The following is a 21,839-nucleotide window of genomic DNA, read 5'->3' as shown; positions in this document are numbered from 1 at the left end:
GCGGGTGACGCCGGGGGGGAGTCGATCACCATGATTGTATTTACAATCGCCGGCGCGCCCGCGAGGCATGAGCAAGGCATTCTGAACGGTACATGAAACTGCCGACGCTGGACTGAAGGCCGACCTCAGGTTTCGTCGCTGTCTTTCAGGCTGGTAACCCGTCGCCCTCGGAGCATTCTGTTCCGGGGGCATTCGTCGTGTCTGCGTATAGCCAATGACTGCGTTGGCTGGCGTTCTTCCGAATACGACTTTCTGTATACGTTATCAAACGCTTGTTCGTGGGAAAAGGATGCTTGCCTGGTTCGTACAGGTATATCGATCTTGCGCCTTGCACGGTTTGATCTCGTCCATATCGCAGCTTCCTGCTCCACTTGATTGCATCATGTCGAAGATGAATGAAGTATATATTTTTGCTTATTTACAAGTAAAAACAATGATCTATTTATGATTGGCAATGACTGTCGACAATTTTGTGGAAATTTTTTCCAATTTTTCTGGCAAAGAGCTTTTGTGACTGCTACAAATAATGAAAAGAATTTCCACAAAACTTGTTTTGGCATCATTGTCGAAACTTTTTGTATACAAAAATCATAATCAAATATCAGGAGATACATCATGGCTCGTATGACTGCCGCTGAAGCCGCTGTGTATGTGCTGCGCAAGGAGGGCATTGACGTTGCCTTCGGATTGCCCGGTGCCGCCATCAACCCCTTTTATGCCGCGATGCGTAAGGTAGGAGGTATCGACCACGTGCTGGCTCGCCACGTCGAGGGCGCTTCTCACATGGCCGAGGGTTATACCCGCACCAAGCCGGGTAATGTCGGGGTTTGTATCGGGACTTCCGGCCCTGCTGGCACCGACATGATTACCGGTCTCTACTCGGCTTCAGCAGACTCGATTCCGATTCTGTGCATCACCGGCCAGGCACCGGCCAGCAAGCTGCACAAGGAAGACTTCCAGGCGGTGGATATCACGGCGATTGCCGGTCCGGTCACCAAGTGGGCGATCACCGTGCTTGAGGCTGCCCAGGTGCCGCGTGCCTTTCAGCAGGCCTTCCAGATCATGCGTTCATCACGCCCTGGCCCGGTTCTGATCGACCTGCCGATTGATGTGCAGATGACCGAGATCGAGTTTGATCCCGATACCTATGAGCCGTTGCCGGCCTACAAGCCTGCGGCGACTCGCGCCCAGGTCGAGAAGGCGCTGACTATGCTCAATGACTCCGAGCGTCCATTGCTGGTGGCTGGGGGCGGTATCATCAACGCTGATGCGGCAGAGCAGCTACAGGCCTTTGCCGAATTGACCGGAGTGCCGGTGATTCCGACGCTGATGGGCTGGGGCACGATTGCCGATGATCATCCGCTGATGGCGGGCATGGTGGGGCTGCAGACGTCTCATCGGTATGGCAACGCTACGATGCTTGAGTCCGATTTCGTGATGGGTATCGGCAACCGCTGGGCCAATCGCCATACCGGTAATCTCGAGACCTACACCGAAGGCCGCAAGTTCGTTCACGTCGACATTGAGCCGACCCAGATCGGGCGTATCTTCGGCCCTGATTACGGCATCGTATCCGATGCCAGGGCTGCGCTCGACCTGATGCTTGAAGTTGCTGGAGAGTGGAAGGCGGATGGCCGTCTCAAGGATCGCAGTGAGTGGGCGGAGTCCTGCCAGCAGCGCAAGCGCACCATGCTGCGCAAGACCCACTTCGATGACGTGCCGGTCAAGCCCCAGCGCGTTTACGAGGAAATGAACAAGGTCTTCGGGCGTGACACGCGTTATGTCAGCACCATCGGCCTGTCGCAGATCGCCGGAGCCCAGTTCCTCCACGTCTACAAGCCGCGTCACTGGATCAACTGTGGTCAGGCGGGGCCGCTGGGCTGGACGATTCCCGCGGCATTGGGTGTCTGTCGTGCCGATCCGGATGCCGAAGTGGTGGCGCTGTCCGGCGACTACGACTTCCAGTTCATGATCGAGGAACTGGCAGTGGGCGCTCAGTTCCGTCTGCCCTACGTACATGTGCTGGTCAACAACGCCTATCTGGGATTGATCCGCCAGGCGCAGCGCGGCTTCGACATGGACTACTGCGTGCAGTTGGCGTTCGAGAACATCAACTGCGAAGAGATCAACGGCTACGGCGTCGACCACGTCTCGGTTGTTGAAGGTCTCGGCTGCAAGGCATTGCGTGTCACTCGTCCGGACGACATTGCGCCGGCACTGCGTCAGGCGCGGGAAATGGCTAGTGAGTATCGTGTGCCGGTGGTGGTCGAGGTAATCCTCGAACGTGTCACCAATATTTCCATGGGTACCGATCTTGGTGGCATCAATGAATTCGAGGCGCTGGCCGAGAATCTCGAAGATGCGCCGAGCTCCATCGCTGCACTGACCTGATCCTTTTTCCGGTCGTGCCATGGGGATGGCACGACCGGGTCTACAACCCATAAAACAGGGAGACCCACAATGGCTCGATTTGCTGCAAATCTCAGCATGCTGTTCACCGAGGTGGACTTTCTAGAGCGCTTTGAAGCCGCCGCCAGGGCTGGCTTCAAGGGCGTCGAGTACCTTTTTCCCTACGACCACTCCGCAACTGAAATCAAGCAACGTCTCGAAGCCAATGGCCTCGAGCAGGTGCTGCACAATCTGCCTGCCGGTGACTGGGCAGCGGGAGAACGCGGTATTGCCTGCCACCCCGATCGTGTCGAGGAGTTTCGCGCCGGTGTCGATACCGCGATTGAGTACGCCACCACGCTGGGTTGTCGCCAGCTCAACTGCCTGGCCGGCATCGTGCCCGAGGGGGTGAGTCAGGAGCAGGCCCACCGGACTCTGGTGGACAATCTGCGTTATGCCGCCGAGCGGCTGGGCCAGGCGGGTATTCTGCTGTTGGCCGAGCCGATCAATACGCGTGATATCCCGGGATTCTTCCTCAATCGCACCGAGCAGGCGTTGGCGTTGTTCGACGAAGTCGGCAGCGATAACCTCAAGCTGCAGTATGACATCTACCATATGCAGATCATGGAAGGCGATCTGGCGCCGACCATCGAACGTCACCTGGCGCGAATTGCCCATGTACAACTGGCCGACAATCCCGGACGCCATGAGCCCGGCACCGGCGAGATCAATTATCCGTTCCTGTTCGCTCACCTGGAACGTCTTGGTTATGACGGTTGGATTGGTTGTGAGTACAAGCCGGCGACCACTACGCAGGAAGGTCTGGGCTGGCTGGATTCGGCACGCGGTTGAGCGCGGCGCTAGCCACTGGCGCTTTTGACTATCGTATTCACCGGAATTTGTTGCACGACGATCTACGGAATTCAGGAGTAACATCATGAACAATATCGGTTTTATCGGTCTGGGAATCATGGGGCGCCCGATGGCAGGACATCTGTTGGATGCCGGTCATCAACTGACCACCGTCAAGCGTGGCAGTCTGGATGCGACCCTCGCCGACAAGGGCATGAAGGAGGCGGACTCACTCAAGGCCGTGGCTGAGGCCTCGGATGTCATCATCACCATCGTTCCTGACACCCCTGATGTTGAAGAGGTGCTGTTCGGAGAGGGGGGAGTGATCGAAGGCCTCAAGCCGGGCACCCTAGTGATCGACATGAGCTCGATTGCGCCCATGACCACCCAGCAGTTCGCTGAGCGTGTCCATCAGGCGGGTGGTGAGTATGTCGATGCACCGGTGTCTGGTGGCGAGGGGGGGGCCATCAATGCGGCACTGACGATCATGGTCGGCGCGACTGAAGAAGGCTTCCAGCGTGCACTGCCGATACTCGAAGTGATGGGCAAGACCGTCACTCACATCGGTGGTCCTGGCGCAGGACAGACCTGCAAGGTCGCCAACCAGATCGTGGTTGCACTGACCATCGAGGCGGTGGCGGAAGGTCTGCTGTTCGCCTCGCGTGCAGGCGCTGATGTTGCCAAGGTCCGTGAATCGTTGCTGGGCGGCCTGGCTCAGTCGAAGATTCTCGATGTACATGGTGAGCGCATGATCAAGCGGACTTTCGAGCCAGGCTTCCGTATTCGCCTGCACCAGAAGGACCTCAATCTGGCGCTGGAAGGGGCGCGCAGTCTCAATCTGGCACTGCCGGGTACTGCCAATGCCCAGCAGCTGTTCCAGGCTTGCGCCGCACAGGGCGGCAGTGACTGGGATCATGCCGGTATCCTGCGTGCCCTCGAAGCTCTGTCGGACCACGAAGTTGGCCAGCAGGATTGAGGTAACCCGTTGCTGTGTCAGCTATCGCCCCGGGCGGCTTCGAGAGATGACAGCCCGGGGAGATGGCGGACAGGGGAGATGACTGCTCCCTGAGTGCAGGCGTCGGGTCGTCGCCTGCTGGGGCCGTCCGTTTCTCTTGTGGATCGGATGGCCCTTGCTCGCCGGCTTGCTTCCCCCCTGTTCCTGCTGGTCGGCGGGCTTTTTTGACCGGATCGAGCTACGAGCAGCTCGAGCTGGACGTTCGGTGTTTGTGGCAACAGGCGAAGCTGGCGGCGCCATTCGCCTGTCATGTTCGCTGTGTAGTTTATTTACAAAAACGTTGTTGGCGTGTCGTTTCCAGGCGAATGTGAGGATTTCTTCGATCCTTTGCTGAATTGAGATAACGCCATTCAAGCTATTGTTGGAAAGAGAAATTTCTACCAATATGACTCTTGTAACGCTGGCGTTCGCGTTGATGGCTGGATGTGTAGTAAAATTACACAATAAGTTGCCCAGTAGGCGACTCCCGGTTGTAAAAAATCGCTGTAAAAGATCGCTGTAAAGGATCGTTGTAAAAGATCGTCGCAAGAGATCGCTGATGCATCTCATCCGTATCGCCATGACTCCTATCATTGGCGTGAGTATTCCAGGGCGCGGTGGGCGCAGCAGGGCAGTGCATCAGGGGTTTCCAGAAGTCATATTCGAGCCACCATCTCGAACCACTATCGAGGACAGCATGAGCCGACTGCCACATCCCCCAATTCGCCGTACCAAGATCGTAGCCACTCTCGGGCCTGCCAGTGATCGCGAGGGCGTCCTCGAGAAGATGATCAATGCAGGTGTTGATGTGGTGCGCCTCAACTTCTCCCACGGCAGTGCCGACGACCACCGACGTCGCCTCAGCGAGGTGCGCGAAATTGCAGATCGTTTGGGGCGTAGTGTCGCCGCGCTGGGTGATCTTCAGGGCCCGAAGATTCGTATTGCCCGTTTTTCCGAGAGTGCTGTACACCTCAAGGAAGGCGATGCTTTCGTTATCGATGTGTCGCTGGACAAGGAAGCGGGTGACGCCACGCGTGTCGGTTGTGATTACCGCGAACTGGCCGACGATGTGACCGCTGGCGACCGCCTGTTGCTGGATGATGGCCGAGTCGTGCTCGACGTGGATCGCGTTGCTGGAGCCGAAATCCATACCCGCGTGGTGGTGGGTGGCAAGTTGTCCAACAACAAGGGTATCAACAAGCAGGGCGGTGGCCTTTCGGCCCCTGCACTGACCGACAAGGACAAGCAGGACCTCAAGACGGCGATGGATATCGGCGTTGACTACCTTGCGGTGTCTTTCCCGCGTACTGCTGAGGATATGCTCGAGGCGCGTCGTCTGCTGGGCGAGGCCGGTAAGGAGATTGGTCTGGTTGCCAAGCTTGAGCGTGCCGAGGCGGTTGCCAATGACGAGACGCTGGATGGCATCATCGAAGCCAGTGAAGCGGTAATGGTGGCGCGTGGTGACCTGGGTGTCGAGATCGGTGACGAGAAGCTGATCGGTACCCAGAAGCGCATCATCAAGCATGCGCGTAGCCATAATCGTGCGGTGATCACCGCGACTCAGATGATGGAGTCGATGATCGAATCGCCGCTGCCGACCCGTGCCGAGGTGTTCGACGTGGCCAATGCGGTGCTGGATGCCACCGATGCGGTCATGTTGTCGGCAGAAACCGCTGCTGGTGATTTCCCGGTGGAAACCGTCGAAGCCATGAACCGTGTCTGTCTGGGAGCGGAGCGTGAGCGTATCGCTCAGGAATCCGGCCACCGTATTCACGAGGGTTTCGAGCGCATCGACGAGACCATCGCCCTGTCGGCCATGTATGCCGCCAACCACCTGTCCGGCATGGCGGCCATCGCCTGCATGACCTCGACCGGTTACACGCCGCTGATTGCCTCGCGCATTCGCTCTGGCCTGCCGATCATTGGCCTGGCGCACAACCCGGTGGCTCAGCGGCGCATGGCGCTGTATCGCGGCGTGATTTCGCTACCCTTCGATACCAGTGGCATGAGCGCCGAGGAACTCAATGATCGTGCACTCGAGCGCGTCGTCGCCCATGGTGTCGCGAGCGTCGGTGACTTCGTGATCCTGACCCGTGGTGATCACATGAATGCCCATGGCGGTACCAACACCCTGAAGATCATCGATGTCAACGAGCGTCATGTCAGCAAGTGATGCTGTGAATTGAGCAAGGCTCGATAGCGACAAGCGCTGATCCACAAGCCGACAAGCAGGCCATCTCTCCCGAGGTGGCCTGCTTTCGTTTGCTGTTGATGGGCTTTGCTGTTGATGAGTTTCCCTTGTCGATGAGAGTGCCGGGCCGGAGGCTATGAACTGCGTCCTGCGGGCCTCAGCTTGCTGGCGTCGAGGTCGGCGATGCGCTCGACGCCCAGCAGACCGATGGTGCGGTCGATTTCCCGTTGCAGAATGCCCAGTGCATGGGCAACCCCGGGCTGGCCTCCTGCGGCCAGTCCATACAGGGTTGTGCGCCCCAGCCATACCGCATCGGCTCCCAGGGCCAGTGCCTTGACGATATCCGTGCCCCGTCGGAAGCCGCTGTCGATGAACAGTTGGCAACGATCCCCGACGCTTCGCCGGGCTTCCGGCAGTATCTCGAGGGGCGAGCAGGCCTGATCGAGCTGGCGGCCGCCATGATTGGACAACACCACCGCATCGACTCCCAACTCTGCTGCGCGCTGTGCTTCGGCGGCGGACAGGATTCCCTTGATCACCAGTCGCTTCGGCCAGAGGTCGCGTAGCCAGGCAATATCGTCCCAGTTGAGGGTGGGGTCGAGCTGCTGGCCGATGACTGCCGAGGCGCCCTGGACGCTCTGCTTGCCCGGAGGCAGCAGGTCACCGAGGTTCTTGAAGGTCGGCATGCCGTCGGGAATCAGTACATCGGTGATCCAGCGTGGGCGCGTCAGCATGTGCAGCAGATTGAGCAGGGTCGGCTGCATGGGCTTGCGGAAGTTGCGCAGGTCCCATTCGCGATTGCCATAGATGGCGCTGTCGGTGGTGACCACGATGGTCTCGTAGCCTGCTGTGCGGCAGCGCTCGACCAGTTTTCTGACGTAATCCCGGTCGCGATAGAAGTAGATCTGCATCCAGGCACTGAGTCCCTCCACCGCGGCGATCTCCTCCAGCGATGTGGTGGCGACATTGCTCAACACAAAGGGAATGCCGGCGTCGCGTGCCGCACGGGCCAGCTTGAGGTCGCCATCACGGGTCAGCATGCCGTTGTAGCCGGTGGGGCCGATGGCCAGTGGCAGGGAATACTGCTGGCCCAGCAGTGTGGTGCTCAGGTCGCGGGGGCCTACTCGAGTCAGGGTGCGAGGCTCGAACAGGTAGTCATGGAAGATGCTCCTGTTGCGCTGCAGGGTGCGTTCATCATCGGCGCCCCCTTGAAGATATTCGAAGACCATATTGGGCAGACGACGCTGTGCGATGCGCTCCAGGTCCTGGATGTTGAGGGCCTTGCGGTAATCGGTTCCGGTATACGAGCGACGTTTCACGGTGGTCTCCAGGCGACTGTTGTAACACCAGATTGTTGTAGAACCGGGTTTTTGTAGAACCGGGTTTTCGTAGAACCAAAGTCTAAGAAAAAGAGGCTTTGTGTTTTCTTACCATACTACCATACTAGTCATATCAGAACGGGGTCGACGCGCCTCGAACCGCAACGGGCTCAGTCAAGGTGGAGCGCATGAAGACAACGCTGCAATCGCTATGGCAGGAGACAAGGATCAGCGACCCGGTGCGCCAGCGGCTGTATCAGGTACTGCGCGAGTCGATCATCAGGATGGTGCTGGTGCCGGGGCAGGGGCTGTCGGAAAAGGAACTGGCCGACACTTTCTCGGTGAGCCGGCAGCCCGTCCGCGAAGCTTTTATTCGCCTTTCGGAAGCAGGGTTGGTCGAGGTGCGGCCGCAGCGAGGCACTTTCGTGGTCAAGATCTCGCAGCAGGCGGTGCTTGAGGCCCGCTTCGTTCGTGAAGCCATTGAAGTCGCTGTGGTGCGGTTGGCGGCGAGCCGAGGGCTGGCACCAGAGGCACTGTCGGAGTTGCAGGATCTGGTCGAACGCCAGAGGCGTTGTACCGATCCGCGTGATCACGACCGTTTCTATCATCTCGACGAACTCTTCCACCGTGCACTGATTCTCGGCGTTCACCAGCAGGCGGCATGGAAGGTGGTCGAGGAGGTCCGGGCGCATTTCGACCGGGTGCGCTATCTCAGCGTCCCCGACAGCACGCCGATCGGCAAGCTGATCGAGCAGCATGTACAGATCCTTGCTGCCATCGAGGCGCGTGATGTCGAGGCCGCCGAACAGGCCATGCAGATCCACCTGCGTGAGGTGCTGATCTCGCTGCCTGACCTGGTGCAGCGCTTTCCCGACATGTTCGATGATCAACAGACCCAATCACTTATCGAGGAAGCAAGCCGATGAAGATCGAGCAGGCCTACACCATCGTCTGTGCGCCCGGGCGCAATTTCGTCACCCTCAAGATCGTTACCGAGGACGGGGTGTACGGCATCGGCGATGCCACGCTCAATGGCCGAGAGATGGCCGTGGTGGCCTACCTCGAGGAACATGTGCTTCCGGCGCTGATCGGCAGGGATGCCAGCTGTATCGAAGACATCTGGCAGTATCTCTATCGCGGTGCCTACTGGCGCCGTGGGCCGGTGACCATGGCGGCCATCGGTGCTGTCGATGTGGCTCTTTGGGACATCAAGGCCAAGGTCGCAAACATGCCGCTCTACCAGTTGCTGGGCGGCCGCAGTCGCGAGCGTGTCATGACCTATGCCCACTGCACCGGCAAGGACATCGATGGCTGTCTGCAGGAAGTCGAACGTCATGTGGCCCAGGGCTATCGGGCGGTGCGTGTGCAGGCTGGGATCCCCGGAATACCGACCATCTACGGCGTTGCCAAACGTGAGGGCGAGCGCTACGAGCCGGCGGATTCCGAGCTGCCTGCCGAGCATGTGTGGAGCACCGAGAAATACCTCAACCACGTGCCGCAGCTGTTCGCCGCGGTGCGTGAGCAGTTCGGTCATGACCTGCATCTGCTGCATGACGTGCACCACCGCCTGACGCCGATCGAGGCGGCGCGGCTGGGCAAGGCGGTGGAACCCTATCACCTGTTCTGGCTGGAAGACTGTGTGCCCGCCGAGAACCAGGAGAGCCTGCGCCTGATTCGCGAACACACCACCACACCGCTGGCGATCGGTGAGGTCTTCAACTCGATTCACGATTACCGCGAGATGATCCAGAACCAGTGGATCGATTACATCCGCACGCCGCTGAGCCACGGTGGCGGCATCACTCATATGCGTCGGGTCGCCGACTTCGCTGCGCTCTATCACATCCGCACCGGCTTCCATGGCCCCACCGATCTGTCCCCGGTGTGTCTCGGCGCGGCGATTCATTTCGATAGCTGGGTGCCCAATTTCGGCATTCAGGAATACATGCCGCATGACGATCTGACGCTGCAGGTCTTCTCCCACGATTTTCGCTTCGAGGACGGTCACTTCATCGTCGGTGAAGCACCGGGACATGGCGTCGATATCGATGAATCGCTGGCGGCGCAATACCCCTGGAAGCGGGCGAGCCTGCCGGTCAACCGTCTCGAGGACGGCACGCTCTGGCATTGGTAGCCATCGTCGGTGTGATTTTTTTCCTGGTGTGACTTTTTCCGGTGTGAGTTTTCAAGCTCGAGGAGCGGTTTCATGCAAGCGTTTCAGGTCAAGGCCCCGCACGATTATGACGTCAGCGAGCAACCGGCTCCGCAGCTGGAAGCGGGGGAGGTGCTGGTGGGTGTGGCCTATGCCGGCATCTGTGGCTCGGACATGCACATCATCCATGGTGACAATGCTTTCGTACGCTTTCCGCGTATCACCGGCCACGAGTTCGCCGGAGTCATCCGTGCGGTAGGCGAGGGCGTTGATGCCGGGCGTGTCGGCGAACGTGTCTGCATCGACCCGGTGGTCAGCTGCGGTGAGTGCTATCCGTGTCGCATCGGGCGACCCAATGTCTGCAGTGCGATGCAGGTCATCGGTGTTCATCGTCACGGTGGTTTTGCCGAGCAGGTCAATGTACCAGCGGCCAATGCCTACCCGATTCCCGATTCACTGGAGCTGGATGCGGCGGCGTTGGTCGAGCCCTACTCGATTGCCGCCAATGTGCTCTCGCACATGGAGCCGCTGCCGGGAGATCGTCTACTGGTCATCGGTGCCGGCGTGATTGGCCTGACCATCGTGCAGATGGCACAGGCCATGGGCATCGAGGAGATCATCGTCACCGATATTCTTGCGGAGCGGCTGGATACGGCTCTCGAACTGGGCGCCCGCCATGTCATTCATGGCGCTGAGCAGGACCTGGAGCAGACCGTACAGCAACTGACGGCGGGCGAGGGCGTGCCCTTGATTGCCGATGCGGCCTGCATCCCGGCGATGCTGCCGACCATGCTGCGCATCGCCTGTCCGGCGGGACGCATCGGTCTGCTGGGCTTCAGTCCGGCGCCCAGCGATCTGATTCAACTCGAGGTGATCAAGAAGGAGCTGACGCTGATTGGCTCACGCCTCAACAATCGCAAGTTTCCCGAGGTGCTCGCGCATATCGATGCGGGCCGCCTTGATCCCCGAGCACTGATCAGTCATCGCGTGGCACTGCGCGATATGCCCGGGGCGATCCATATGCTCGACACCACCCCCGAAAAGGCCCGCAAGGTCCTCGTCGACATCGCCTCTTGAGGCGCTCGGTCCACCGCAAGGCCACACAATTGCCAGACCCGGCAATTGTCACAGACCAGAAAAGAGAAAGGAGCCCACGCCATGTCAACAACAACCTTCAAGCGGCTGGTAACAGGTGCCCTGCTGGGTGCTGCAATTCTCGGTAGCCAGTCATTGCTGGCGGCTGATTTCACTCTCAAGTTCGGCCACCTCGCCAATGAACAGAACATCTGGAACAAGGCTGCGCTCAAGTTCAAGGAATTGGTCGAAGCCAATTCCGATGGGCGTATCGAGGTTCAGGTCTATCCGAATGAGCAACTGGGTAGCGAGATGGATGTCATCAACAGCATCCAACTGGGTACCGCGGACATGACCATCACCGGAGAGAGCCTGCAGAACTGGGCGCCGGCGGCCGCGATGATGGCAGTGCCCTACCTGTTCCGCGACGAGGAGCATCTGCGTCAGACCGTCGAAAGCGATATCGGCAAACAGATCGAAGCGCAGATCACCGAGCGTACCGGCCTGGTACCGCTGGCCTGGTTCGAGCGTGGCCCGCGTGAGCTGACCTCCAACCGTCCGATCACTACTCCGGATGATCTCGATGGTCTGCGTCTGCGCGTGCCCAACGTGCCGCTGTTTGTCGATAGCTGGGAAGCCCTTGATGCCCGACCCACACCGATGGCGTTCTCCGAGGTGTTCACTTCTTTGCAGCAGAACACCATCGAGGCTCAGGAAAACCCGCTCAGCCTGATCGAGAGTGCCAGTTTCAACGAGGTACAGCAGTACGTGAACATGACCGACCACGTGCGCAGCTGGATCTACGTGGTGATCGGCCAGAGCAAGCTACAGTCCATGCCTGAGGACCTGCAGCAGGTGGTACGTGATGCCGCTTTGGAAATGCAGGCCTACGAACAGCAGCTGTTTGGCGAAGATCAGCAGCGCCTCCAGCAGGCGCTGACCGACAAGGGAATGGAGTTTGTCGAGGTCGATCAGCAGGCCTTTGCCGAGAAGGCGCGTCCGGCAGTGCTCGAGTCCCTCAGTGAAGAGCAGGTCGAACTCTACGAGGCCATCCAGGCACTGTAAGTCTCATACTTCGGATCATTTGCCGGGGCGGCCACCGCCTCGGTTTCCGTCGACCTTCACGTATGGAGAAGCCCATGTCGGATCTCGCTCAGGAGATACCGGAGTCGCTGGAGGTACTGAACACCATCCCTAGGCTCAAGGGACCGCTCGGCCGGCTGGCCGATGTGCTGGACAGGACGTTGTTGACCCTCGCCGTCATCGCGCTGGTGGGTCTATCGCTGACGGTTCTGCTGCAGGTGGTATCGCGGCTGTTGCTGCCGTTTACTGTGGCCTGGACGGAAGAGCTGACTCGCTATCTGTTCATCTACATGGTTTCACTGGGAGCCGGTGTGGTCCTGCATCGTCACCGCAACGTCAATGTTGAACTGTTTCATGGCGCGCTGGGGTTTCGCGGTCGTGCTGCCTATCTCACCCTGATCTCGCTGTTGACCGGTGGATTCGCGTTGATCGTGCTGCCCGAGGCATGGAAGTTCGCCCAGATCGGTGCCTTCCAGACCTCGCCCTCCATGCGTGTGCCGATGATCTATATCTTCCTGTCTTCGGTTGTGCTTTTCGGCTCTCTGCTGTTCTACAGCGTCATCTGTACGCTGGAAGGCATCATTGCTCTGGTGCGCGGCGAACAGACAGCCAATGAGGTGCGGTAATGGAAATCGCGGTACTCTTCATCACCTTTCTGGTGCTGCTGTTGATCGGCCTGCCGATTGCCTTTTGTCTGGGGATCGCCTCACTGGCCTACCTGCTGTTGAGCGATATTTCCCTGACCATCATTCCCCAGCGCATGTTCTCGGGAATCGATGTCTTTGTGTTGCTGTGCATTCCCGGTTTCGTCATGGCCGGCAATCTGATGAATGTGGGGAATATCACCCAGCATATCGTGCGCTTCTCCAATGCTTTGGTCGGCCATATTCGTGGTGGCCTCGGATTGGCCAATGTCGGCGGTTCGATGATTTTCAGCGGTATTTCCGGTACCGCCGTGGCGGACGCGGCGAGCATTGGTTCGGTGATGATTCCCGGCATGGCTCGCTCAGGTTATGACAAGCCGTTTGCTGCAGCGGTGACAGCGGCATCCTCAACCATTGGACCGATAATTCCGCCCAGTGTGCCGATGATCATTGTCGGTTCTCTGTCGGGGATCTCCGTGGGACGCATGTTCCTCGCCGGAGCAATACCGGGCCTGTTGCTGGGCGTGGCGATGATGATCACCGTTTATTGGCTGGCCATGCGGCGTGGTTACCCCAGAGAAAAACGCGCCACGTTCAAGGAGCTGCTGACGGAAGGGCGTAGTGCCTTCTGGGCGCTGCTGATGACGTTCATTATTCTCTACGGCATCATCGGTGGCCTGTTTACTCCCACCGAGGCATCGATTGTCGCCAGCCTCTACGCGCTGCTGATTGGCACCTTCGTCTATAAGGGCATCAACTGGAGCAATCTGCGCGGCATCCTCTCCGATACCGTCCTGACCTCGGCATCCTTGATGCTGTTGGTGGGGCTGGCCAACCTGTTCGGCTGGATATTGACCAGTCAACAGATTCCCCAGTTGCTGGCGGATGCCATTCTGGGCTTCAGCGACAACCCGATTGTGGTGATCCTGATCCTCAATCTGATCCTGCTGTTCGTCGGCGCCTTCATGGAGACCATCGCCGCCCTGATTATCCTGTTCCCTGCACTGCTGGGAGTGGCGACCGGTATCGGTATGGACCCGATCCACTTTGGCGTGATGGCGGTACTTAATCTGATGATCGGCCTGACCACTCCACCTGTAGGGGTGTGCCTGTTTGTGGTCTCGAGTATCGGTAAACTACCGATGCTGCAGGTAGCGCGGGCCATTATTCCCTTCCTGATCTGTAACCTGGTGGTACTGATGCTGGTGTCATTCGTCCCGGCAATCTCGCTATGGCTACCCAATCTGTTGATGGGAGAGTGATCAGCATGTTGTGTACGGAACCAGTGAACGTTGAACACATCGCCAGCTGCCATTCCGGTGCCGATATCGGTATTGTGCATCTCGGGCTCGGCGCCTTTCATCGCGCTCATCAGGCCGTCTATGTCGAGCGCAACCTGTCTCGCCACGAGGGCGGAAGCTGGGGCATATGCAGTGCCAATATCCGCTCCAATCAGCAACTGGTCAGCCAACTGCGTGATGGTGGTATGCGCTACCACGTGGCCGAGTACCGTGACAGTCGCGATGTCACGCTGAGAGAGGTAACGGCGATCCGCGAGGCGTTGTACGCCGGGCCCGATGGCCCGGACCTCGAGGCATTGCTCGAGCGCATGAGTGATCCCGGTGTGCGTATCGTCACTCTGACGGTGACCGAGAAGGGCTACTATTTAAAACCCAACTTCTCTCTACAGCTCCACTTCGAGCTCAAATCCAGCCTTGGCAGTGGTGCGTTGTTGGTTGATGCAGCAGCCATTGCTCATGACATTCAACATCCTCAACGCCCGCAGACTGCACCGGGGATGCTGGTGGAGGCGCTGTCTCGGCGTCGGGAGGCGGGCATCGCGCCGTTCACGGTGCTGTGTTGCGACAATATGCCGGACAACGGCAAGCGCACGCGGCAGGCGGTGGTCGAACTGGCCGGTCACCGGGATGCGCAACTGGCCGAGTGGATCGCCCAGCACGTCGCTTTTCCATGCAGCATGGTCGATCGTATTGTCCCGGCCATGACCGCGGCGGATTTCCAGCGTCTCGCCGAGCTGGGCGTCGACGATCCTGGCGCAGTGGTGTGTGAGGCATTCAGCCAGTGGGTGGTCGAGGACCACTTCCCCCAGGGGCGGCCCGACTGGGAGCATGACGGCGTGCAGATGGTTGCCGATGTGGCACCCTTCGAGACCATGAAGCTGCGCATGCTGAATGGCAGTCATTCGCTACTGGCCTATCTGGGCTCGTTGGCCGGTATTCACACCGTCAGCGATGCCATGCAACAGCAAGCGTTCACCGCCCTGTTGCAGCGCTACATGCACACTGAAGCCGCTGCCACCTTGACCTTGCCAGCGGGGGCCGACGCGACAGCCTATGCCGATAGCCTGGTGGTGCGCTTCGCCAATGACAGTCTTCGTCACCGTCTGCATCAGATCGCCATGGACGGCTCTCAGAAGCTGCCACAACGCTGGTTGCAGGGTGCGCTGATCAATCTACAGGCGGGTAGGGACGCAACATGTACCGCGCTGGGGGTCGCCGGATGGATGCGCTATACCGCCGGCAGTGATCTGCATGGCAATGCCCATGGCGTGGATGACCCGATTGCCGAGCGCCTGGCCGCGTTGCATGCCGCGCACCGCGATCCCGAGTCATTGGTGATGGCCTTCCTTGCGCAGGAAGACGTATTCCCGAGCGAACTGGCCGGGTACCCGCATTTCGTCAAGACGGTGGTAGATGCCTGGTGCTCGCTGCAGAAAGCGGGCGTCTCCGCGACACTCGTACGTTTCCTGCAACCGGTCCTGTAGCCACGCTTTCACTTTTCGCTATCTTCAATACCTGCAATCTGACACAGGATGGACTCATGGAACACACCTGGCGATGGTTCGGCCCTGATGACCCCATTTCACTGGCAGAAATTCGGCAGACCGGTGCCACCGGGATCGTTACTGCACTCCACGATATTCCCAATGGGGACGTCTGGCCGCTGGAGGCCATTCAGGCTCGCCAGCGGATGATCGAAGCGGCAGGGTTGCGTTGGTCAGTGGTGGAAAGCGTACCGGTGCATGAGGACATCAAGCAGGCGCGCGCCGCTCGTGATGTCTGGATTGGCAACTATCAGCAGACGCTGCGCAACCTTGCGCTCTGTGGTATCGATGTCGTCTGCTACAACTTCATGCCGGTGCTCGATTGGACACGCACCGACCTTGCATGGCCTCTGCCTGATGGCGGGACCGCGCTGCGCTTCGATCAAACGGCTTTCGCCGCTTTTGATCTCTACCTGCTGGCGAGAACCGGTGCTGAACAGGAGTACTCCGAGGCCGAGAAGCATGAGGCGCGAGGCTGGCTTGATGCTTTGGATCAGGCCGGACGCGAGCGGTTGGTGAACACTATCATCGCCGGACTGCCTGGCGCCGAAGAGCATTACACCCTGGCGCGTTTCCGCGAGGTCATCGCGGAATATGCCGAGATCGATGCCGAGCGACTGCGTGACAATCTGGGCTATTTCCTGCGTGCGGTAATCCCGGTAGCCGAGGAGGTCGGGGTACGCATGGCGATTCACCCTGATGACCCGCCGCGTCCATTGCTTGGCTTGCCCAGAGTCGTGTCTGGAGAGCAGGATGCGCGCTGGATTCTCGACGCCGTGCCATCGACGGCCAATGGACTCACGCTGTGTACGGGGTCCTACGGTGTCAACGCCGATAACGACCTGGTGGCGATGGCGCAGAACTTCGGGCCGTATATCCACTTCGTGCACCTGCGAGCCACGCAGCGCGAGCAACCTGATCCGCGCTCTTTCCATGAAGCGGCGCACCTTGCAGGTGACGTGGATATGGTCGCTGTGATTCAGGCACTGGTCGCCGAGGAGCGCAGGCGTGAGCAGGAAGGCGGCGCGCGTTTACCGCTGAGGCCCGATCACGGCCATCATATTCTCGACGACCAGCAGCGCAACACGGTGCCCGGTTATCCGCTCTACGGCCGCCTCAAGGGATTGGCTGAACTGCGAGGTGTCGAGCAGGCGGTGCGTTGCCTGAGCTACTGATAAAGGGGTATCCGTCGCCATTTTCTCGCCGCTGACTGTTGTCATGGATCATGATTCACTGCACGCCCCTCGACAGTTGTATACACGTTAATTGGATTCTGTGGTGCAATTGACGAAAACGTGCGAAGGTCATTGATTGGCCAAGTGAATAAAGGCGAGTAGACAATGAGCAGCACCTGGCAGCAGGAAGTGATGGCAGAAATTGGCGCCGGAGGACGTGTCAGTGATGGCGATATCGTCCGCCAGGTCAGGCGAGCCGTGTTGATGCAGCGCTTGCCGCCGGGCTCGCGGCTGCCGGAAGTGACGCTCGGCGAGGTGTTTGGCGTGAGCCGTTCGGTGGTGCGCAAGGCGCTGACACGCCTGGCCTCGGAGCATGTGGTCGATCAGCGCCCCAACCAGGTAGCGCGGGTACGGGCTCCGGATGTGGACGAGACGCGGGAAACCTTTGCTGCACGCAACCTGGTCGAGGGCGAGGTGGCGGCGCTGACCGCCGGGCGCCTGGAAGATCGGGTGCTGGTGCAACTGGAGGATCGTGCCGAGCGTGAGCGCGAGGCCTTTCTCGCCAGTGACGAACCGACGCGTATCGAGCACTCGCTGGCCTTCCATCATCTGCTGGCCGAACACTCGCCCAACCGTGTTCTCGGCGCGATGCTGACCGATCTGATACTGCGCACTTCGATCGTCATTGCTCTCTACAAGCGTCAGGGACTGGGCAGTTGTTATCTCGAAGGCGATCATCCTACCTTGATCAAGCATCTGCGTAGCGGCGATGGTGATGCAGCACGTGCCGATATCGAAAACCATCTGTCCAGCCTGCAGGGGCTGCTGGATCTGGGGCCACGTGAGAGCAGCATCGATCTCAAGGCGATTCTGTCCGGCAGCCGGGCCTGACATCCGATTTCACCAAGGCGTGTCAACCATGATGCGAAAGCTGTTCCAGGCTCCGTTGTTCCAGGCTCCGTTGTTGCTGGCGATGACCTTGTCTGCAAGCGTAGCGGCGCATGCCGAGACCATTACCGTCGCCGCGGCTTCGTCGCTGCAGTTTGCCATGCCCGAGCTGGTCGAGCGCTTCGAAGCTGAGCACGACGATGACGTTCGGGTGACCTTCGGCGCCTCCGGCAACTTGCTGCGCCAGATTCAGCAGGGCGCCCCCTTCGAGATTTTCCTGTCCGCCGATGAAGCCCGCGCGCGTACTCTGGAGCAGCAGGGGCTGAGTGATGGCGAAGGCCTGACCTATGCGTTGGGTCGGTTGGTGTGGCTGCAATCAAAAGAGCACCCGTTGCCCGATGAGGGCGACCCGCTACAGGCGGTGCGTCAGGCCATCGCTCAGGCACAGAAGAGTGGCACGCGTCAACGCTTTGCGTTGGCCAACCCCGAGCATGCTCCCTATGGCATGGCGGCCCGTGAGGTACTTGAGCGGGAAGGGCTGTGGCAGGACAGTCAGGACCTGCGCATCGTGGGTGAGAATGTTGCTCAGGCAGCGCAGTTTTCCCTGTCAGCGGAGGCGATTGGCGGCTTCTCGGCCTATTCGCTGGTAACCGCGCCCGAACTCGAGGAGCGTGCCGCCTGGCGTCTGATTCCCGAACAGTGGCATGCGCCGCTGGTGCAGAGGATGGTACTGGTCAAGGATGCCGGAGAGGGGGCGAGGTCTTTCTTCGACTTCATGCAGTCACCTGAGGCGGGAGAGATTCTGAACCGCTTCGGTTTCTCGATACCCGATACCCCGTAGGCGCCCTGCCATGGATGGAGCGGCGCTGTTTGTTTCCCTCAAGTTGGCCCTGCTGACCAGTGTGTTGCTGGTGCCGCTGGGTGTCCTGTTGGGGCGTCGCCTGGCCCAGGCGAAGGGGCGCTGGAAGGTGCTTCCTGAAGCACTGGTGGCTTTACCGCTGGTTATGCCGCCGACGGTACTGGGCTTCTATCTGATGCAGGGCTTCAGTAGTGATGCGCCACTGGGCGCAGCATGGCAGCAGCTGTTCGGCAGCAGTCTCAACTTCAGCTTCAGCGGTATCCTGCTGGCATCTCTGGTGGTCAATCTGCCGTTCGCGGTTCAGCCAGTACAGCGCGCTTTCGAGGCGGTCCCGGCTCATTTGCGCGAGGCCGCCTGGTGTTCCGGACTCTCGCACTGGCAGACGCTATGGCGCATCGAGCTGCCCCTGGCTCTTCCTGGCATCATCTCTGCGCTGGCGCTGACTTTTGCCCACACTCTTGGCGAGTTCGGCGTCATCCTGATGGTGGGCGGCTCCATCGACGGTGAGACCCGAACCCTGGCAATTTCCATCTACGATCGCATGCAGGCCTTCGATGAAAGTGGCGCGGGCATCATGTCGGCGATGCTGCTGCTGGTGTCTTTCCTGACTATTGGTGTGGTCTATGGTCTGGCGGCACGACAACGCTGGAAGAGGCACGTCTGATGGCAACCAATACGCTACAGGTGAGCCTGACGCAGTCGGCACCGATTCCGCTGGCCGCGACCTTCAGCTGTGGGCCCGGAGAATTGCTGGCACTGGTTGGCCCCTCCGGCAGTGGCAAGACCACCCTGCTGCGTAGCATCGCCGGACTCTATCGGCCTGAGGCAGGCTCGATCCGCTGTGGGGATGAGCTGTGGTATGCGGCAGGCAGTCACTGCTGGTCGCCACAGCGGAGGCGTGTCGGCATGGTCTTTCAGGACTATGCGCTGTTTCCGCATCTCAACGCACGCGACAATATCGCCACGGCACTGGGCCACCTGCCGCGCGATCAGCGTCACCAGCGTGCTGAAGACTGGCTGACGCTGGTGCACCTCGAGGGCTTCGAGCGACGTTATCCGCATCAGCTTTCCGGAGGCCAGCGTCAGCGCGTGGCGCTGGCACGAGCCCTGGCCCGTGAACCCCAGGCATTGCTGCTCGACGAGCCATTCTCCGCGGTGGACCAGGTGACGCGCCGTCGTCTGCAGTGCGAACTGGCTCTGTTGCGTGAGCGTCTCAACATTCCCATTATCATGGTCACCCATGACCTCAATGAGGCCAGTGCACTTGCCGATCGCATCTGTGTGTTGCATGGCGGACGCTCATTGCAGCAGGGAGCACCAGGCGAGATCTTCCGGCGCCCAGCCAGTGCCGAGGTAGCCCGACTGATCGATCGTCCCAATGTGTTCAGCGGCCATGTGGTGGATACCCCGGAGGGGCGGCGCCTGGCGTGGGGCGAGTGGCAACTGGAGGTTGCCGAGGGGCTGGCGGACTACGCCGAGGGTGATCGACTGAGCTGGTATCTTCCGGAGTCGGATATTGTATTGCAGCGCTCCGAGCAATCATCCCGGGGGCACTACGAGAACCGTGTTCACGCGCGTATCGAGCAGTTGGTGGTGTTGGGCGGCATGAGCAGCATGACGCTGGCCTTTGCGCACGAGAGTCAGACCATGCGCTTCGATATCGCCACGCATGTCGTGCGGCGTGGTGGGCTGGAGCGTCATCAGCAAGTGGAAGTATCGCTGCTTGCGGCGGGTATTCATATCATGGGAACGGCGTCGCAGGACGCGATTCCCCACCAGGAGATTTGATCATGACAATGAGTCGTCGACGACTGCTCAAGACACTTTGCCTGTCACCGCTGGCCCTGTCACCGCTAGCCCTGTCACCATTGGTGATTACGCCGTTGGCGACAGTGTGGCGTACGGCCTCAGCCTCGGCATCGCCGAGTCAGACCGCTCCCCTGGTGATTCACGGCGAACAGGGTCCAACCCGCTTCGATGTCGAGATCGCGGATGATCCCCAGGAGCGTAACTTCGGCTTGATGGAACGCGAATCAATGCCGGCGGATCATGGCATGCTGTTTCTGTACGACGCGCCGCTGGGAGTGGAAAACGGATTCTGGATGTATCGCACCTTGATCCCGCTGGACATCGCCTTTATCGGTGCAGATGGGCGTATTGTCGATATCCAGCAGATGCAACCCTGTAAGGTTGAGGCGTCCAGTTGCCCGGCGACTCAACCTGCGCAGGCCTATCATGCAGCGCTGGAGGTCAACGCCGGCACGCTGGAGAAGCTCGGTGTTCGGGTGGGGGACTGTGTCAGCTGGCCGGGTAGTAATGGGCAGTGTGGGTAAGCTACGAGCTGCGTTCACACTAGGCGTCGGCGGCGCCAGCGAATCACGATCAAGCCGACGCCTGCGACGACCAGACCACCGCCGCCGAGTTTGTAGATATCGGTGCTGTCGCCGAGCAGCAGGATGCCGAGTATCACCGCCAGCACTGGTACCAGTAGTGTCATGGGAACGACACGATTGACATCGTGACGGCGCAACAGACTGAACCACAGTCCGTAGGCGACAATCGATGACATCACTGCGGTGTAGACCACTGCACCCCAGCCCTTCACCCCTGCTTGCTGAATGATCTGCCACTGGTGGTCCTCGAACCACCAGGAGCCCAGTGCCACCTGAGGCACGGTAAACAATGCCACCCAACCAGCCAATGCCATGGGGGCGATATTGGGTCCGCGCTTGATCAGCAGTTGCGAGATGGCCCAGCCCAGCGCACTGGTCAACAATAAGGTGGTAGGGAGAGGAGCCGGCAATGATGGTCCCCCCGCGAGCACGATGATTCCCGAGAAGGACAACAGCAGGCCCACCAGGCGCTTGAGCCCCATACGTTCGCGGAGAAAGATCACCGCCAGCAGAGTGGCAAAGGGCGTGCCCATCTGCACCAGCAGAGCGCCGGTACCGGCTTCCGCCTGTTCCAGGCCAATGATCATCAGCGCGAAATGCATGGCACCAAAGGTCAACGACAGCAACAGCAGAAACGGCAGTTGGTGGCGTGATACCGGATAGAAGGGCACCAACAGCAGAGCGACCAGCGTGAAGCGCAGGGTCGTCAACAGCAGCGGCGGCATCTCGGTGACACCAACCTTGATGACGATAATGTTCAGCGCCCAGAGGGCAATGGCGAACAGGCCTGGCAGCAGGTCACGAAGTGGCACGGAGCGTCCTTGAGATCAGGGGTAAGCAAGCCGCATAGAATAGCAGTCCTGGCGAGGAGCAACGAGCAACCCAACTGTAAGCTGTAGATTCCAGGCGACCAGAGGTTGCTACCCCCCGGATTTTTATCTGTGAACCAGGGATGATGTCGACAGGATCGGGGGCATAGCAC

Annotated in this window: 19 protein-coding genes; 17 read left to right on the top strand and 2 right to left on the bottom strand. The window is 59.8% G+C overall.

Annotated features, from left to right (window positions below; genetic code table 11):
- Window positions 1–615 precede the first annotated feature (615 nt).
- From gcl to pyk, 4 genes are all read left to right on the top strand, one after another.
- On the top strand, window positions 616–2,391 hold the full coding sequence (gcl, locus tag AR456_RS15750; protein WP_021818380.1) for a glyoxylate carboligase: 1,776 nt from the start codon (window positions 616–618) through the stop codon (window positions 2,389–2,391).
- A 69-nt stretch (window positions 2,392–2,460) separates the two neighbouring features.
- Window positions 2,461–3,240, top strand: coding sequence for a hydroxypyruvate isomerase (gene hyi, locus AR456_RS15745; protein ID WP_021818381.1), 780 nt, complete (start codon window positions 2,461–2,463; stop codon window positions 3,238–3,240).
- Window positions 3,241–3,325: 85 nt separating this feature from the next.
- The gene (locus AR456_RS15740; RefSeq protein ID WP_021818382.1) at window positions 3,326–4,216 is read left to right on the top strand and encodes a 2-hydroxy-3-oxopropionate reductase; all 891 of its coding nucleotides are present in this window, start codon (window positions 3,326–3,328) and stop codon (window positions 4,214–4,216) included.
- 715 nt (window positions 4,217–4,931) lie between these two features.
- Window positions 4,932–6,407, top strand: a complete 1,476-nt coding sequence (gene pyk, locus AR456_RS15735; protein WP_031207462.1) for a pyruvate kinase — start codon at window positions 4,932–4,934, stop codon at window positions 6,405–6,407.
- Window positions 6,408–6,559: 152 nt separating this feature from the next.
- Here pyk and AR456_RS15730 read toward each other — a convergent pair whose 3' ends face one another.
- Window positions 6,560–7,744 carry an alpha-hydroxy acid oxidase gene (locus AR456_RS15730; protein WP_021818384.1) on the bottom strand — a complete coding sequence of 395 codons (1,185 nt, stop codon included), beginning with the start codon at window positions 7,742–7,744 and terminating at the stop codon, window positions 6,560–6,562.
- A gap of 188 nt (window positions 7,745–7,932) precedes the next feature.
- On the opposite strand from AR456_RS15730, the gene AR456_RS15725 reads away from it, so the two are divergent.
- The 13 genes from AR456_RS15725 to AR456_RS15665 all read left to right on the top strand — a co-directional run bounded on the left by AR456_RS15725 (window position 7,933) and on the right by AR456_RS15665 (window position 20,797).
- On the top strand, window positions 7,933–8,670 hold the full coding sequence (locus AR456_RS15725) for a GntR family transcriptional regulator (RefSeq protein WP_021818385.1): 738 nt from the start codon (window positions 7,933–7,935) through the stop codon (window positions 8,668–8,670).
- A complete protein-coding gene (manD, locus tag AR456_RS15720; RefSeq protein ID WP_021818386.1) occupies window positions 8,667–9,878 on the top strand; it encodes a D-mannonate dehydratase ManD in 1,212 nt (403 codons plus the stop codon). Before AR456_RS15725 ends, manD begins: the two co-directional genes overlap by 4 nt.
- A 72-nt stretch (window positions 9,879–9,950) precedes the next feature.
- A complete protein-coding gene (locus AR456_RS15715; protein ID WP_021818387.1) occupies window positions 9,951–10,973 on the top strand; it encodes a Zn-dependent oxidoreductase in 1,023 nt (340 codons plus the stop codon).
- Window positions 10,974–11,054: 81 nt separating this feature from the next.
- On the top strand, window positions 11,055–12,035 hold the full coding sequence (locus tag AR456_RS15710; RefSeq protein WP_021818388.1) for a TRAP transporter substrate-binding protein: 981 nt from the start codon (window positions 11,055–11,057) through the stop codon (window positions 12,033–12,035).
- 74 nt (window positions 12,036–12,109) lie between these two features.
- Window positions 12,110–12,679, top strand: a complete 570-nt coding sequence (locus AR456_RS15705; protein ID WP_021818389.1) for a TRAP transporter small permease — start codon at window positions 12,110–12,112, stop codon at window positions 12,677–12,679.
- Entirely contained in the window at window positions 12,679–13,959 is a 1,281-nt protein-coding gene (locus tag AR456_RS15700) for a TRAP transporter large permease (protein WP_021818390.1), read from the top strand. Before AR456_RS15705 ends, AR456_RS15700 begins: the two co-directional genes overlap by 1 nt.
- Before the next feature lie 5 nt (window positions 13,960–13,964).
- Window positions 13,965–15,482, top strand: coding sequence for a mannitol dehydrogenase family protein (locus AR456_RS15695; RefSeq protein ID WP_051995720.1), 1,518 nt, complete (start codon window positions 13,965–13,967; stop codon window positions 15,480–15,482).
- A 56-nt stretch (window positions 15,483–15,538) separates the two neighbouring features.
- Window positions 15,539–16,717, top strand: coding sequence for a mannonate dehydratase (uxuA, locus tag AR456_RS15690; RefSeq protein WP_021818392.1), 1,179 nt, complete (start codon window positions 15,539–15,541; stop codon window positions 16,715–16,717).
- Window positions 16,718–16,882: 165 nt separating this feature from the next.
- Window positions 16,883–17,608 (top strand): GntR family transcriptional regulator, encoded by a 726-nt coding sequence (locus tag AR456_RS15685; RefSeq protein ID WP_021818393.1) that lies wholly within the window; start codon window positions 16,883–16,885, stop codon window positions 17,606–17,608.
- A 28-nt stretch (window positions 17,609–17,636) separates the two neighbouring features.
- Window positions 17,637–18,446, top strand: a complete 810-nt coding sequence (modA, locus tag AR456_RS15680) for a molybdate ABC transporter substrate-binding protein (RefSeq protein ID WP_021818394.1) — start codon at window positions 17,637–17,639, stop codon at window positions 18,444–18,446.
- Between the two features lie 10 nt (window positions 18,447–18,456).
- Complete coding sequence (gene modB / locus AR456_RS15675) at window positions 18,457–19,128, top strand: molybdate ABC transporter permease subunit (protein WP_021818395.1); 672 nt, start codon at window positions 18,457–18,459, stop codon at window positions 19,126–19,128.
- Entirely contained in the window at window positions 19,128–20,252 is a 1,125-nt protein-coding gene (locus tag AR456_RS15670) for an ABC transporter ATP-binding protein (RefSeq protein WP_021818396.1), read from the top strand. Before modB ends, AR456_RS15670 begins: the two co-directional genes overlap by 1 nt.
- Before the next feature lie 2 nt (window positions 20,253–20,254).
- Window positions 20,255–20,797, top strand: a complete 543-nt coding sequence (locus AR456_RS15665; protein ID WP_021818397.1) for a DUF192 domain-containing protein — start codon at window positions 20,255–20,257, stop codon at window positions 20,795–20,797.
- Window positions 20,798–20,811: 14 nt separating this feature from the next.
- Here AR456_RS15665 and AR456_RS15660 read toward each other — a convergent pair whose 3' ends face one another.
- Entirely contained in the window at window positions 20,812–21,669 is an 858-nt protein-coding gene (locus tag AR456_RS15660; RefSeq protein ID WP_021818398.1) for a DMT family transporter, read from the bottom strand.
- Between the last annotated feature and the right edge of the window lie 170 nt (window positions 21,670–21,839).

The organism is Halomonas huangheensis, assembly GCF_001431725.1.
GTDB classification, from domain to species: domain Bacteria; phylum Pseudomonadota; class Gammaproteobacteria; order Pseudomonadales; family Halomonadaceae; genus Halomonas; species Halomonas huangheensis.
This window is presented reverse-complemented; position numbering and strand designations above follow the sequence as displayed.

Excerpts from the sequence above, each read along its gene's own strand:
- AR456_RS15710 (WP_021818388.1), top strand. The coding sequence starts at position 11,055 with ATGTCAACAACAACCTTCAAGCGGCTGGTAACAGGTGCCCTGCTGGGT.
- modB (WP_021818395.1), top strand. The coding sequence starts at position 18,457 with ATGGATGGAGCGGCGCTGTTTGTTTCCCTCAAGTTGGCCCTGCTGACC.
- gcl (WP_021818380.1), top strand. The coding sequence starts at position 616 with ATGGCTCGTATGACTGCCGCTGAAGCCGCTGTGTATGTGCTGCGCAAG.
- AR456_RS15705 (WP_021818389.1), top strand. The coding sequence starts at position 12,110 with ATGTCGGATCTCGCTCAGGAGATACCGGAGTCGCTGGAGGTACTGAAC.
- pyk (WP_031207462.1), top strand. The coding sequence starts at position 4,932 with ATGAGCCGACTGCCACATCCCCCAATTCGCCGTACCAAGATCGTAGCC.
- AR456_RS15725 (WP_021818385.1), top strand. The coding sequence starts at position 7,933 with ATGAAGACAACGCTGCAATCGCTATGGCAGGAGACAAGGATCAGCGAC.
- AR456_RS15740 (WP_021818382.1), top strand. The coding sequence starts at position 3,326 with ATGAACAATATCGGTTTTATCGGTCTGGGAATCATGGGGCGCCCGATG.
- AR456_RS15715 (WP_021818387.1), top strand. The coding sequence starts at position 9,951 with ATGCAAGCGTTTCAGGTCAAGGCCCCGCACGATTATGACGTCAGCGAG.
- manD (WP_021818386.1), top strand. The coding sequence starts at position 8,667 with ATGAAGATCGAGCAGGCCTACACCATCGTCTGTGCGCCCGGGCGCAAT.
- hyi (WP_021818381.1), top strand. The coding sequence starts at position 2,461 with ATGGCTCGATTTGCTGCAAATCTCAGCATGCTGTTCACCGAGGTGGAC.
- AR456_RS15665 (WP_021818397.1), top strand. The coding sequence starts at position 20,255 with ATGACAATGAGTCGTCGACGACTGCTCAAGACACTTTGCCTGTCACCG.
- uxuA (WP_021818392.1), top strand. The coding sequence starts at position 15,539 with ATGGAACACACCTGGCGATGGTTCGGCCCTGATGACCCCATTTCACTG.
- AR456_RS15695 (WP_051995720.1), top strand. The coding sequence starts at position 13,965 with ATGTTGTGTACGGAACCAGTGAACGTTGAACACATCGCCAGCTGCCAT.
- AR456_RS15685 (WP_021818393.1), top strand. The coding sequence starts at position 16,883 with ATGAGCAGCACCTGGCAGCAGGAAGTGATGGCAGAAATTGGCGCCGGA.
- AR456_RS15670 (WP_021818396.1), top strand. The coding sequence starts at position 19,128 with ATGGCAACCAATACGCTACAGGTGAGCCTGACGCAGTCGGCACCGATT.
- AR456_RS15700 (WP_021818390.1), top strand. The coding sequence starts at position 12,679 with ATGGAAATCGCGGTACTCTTCATCACCTTTCTGGTGCTGCTGTTGATC.
- modA (WP_021818394.1), top strand. The coding sequence starts at position 17,637 with ATGATGCGAAAGCTGTTCCAGGCTCCGTTGTTCCAGGCTCCGTTGTTG.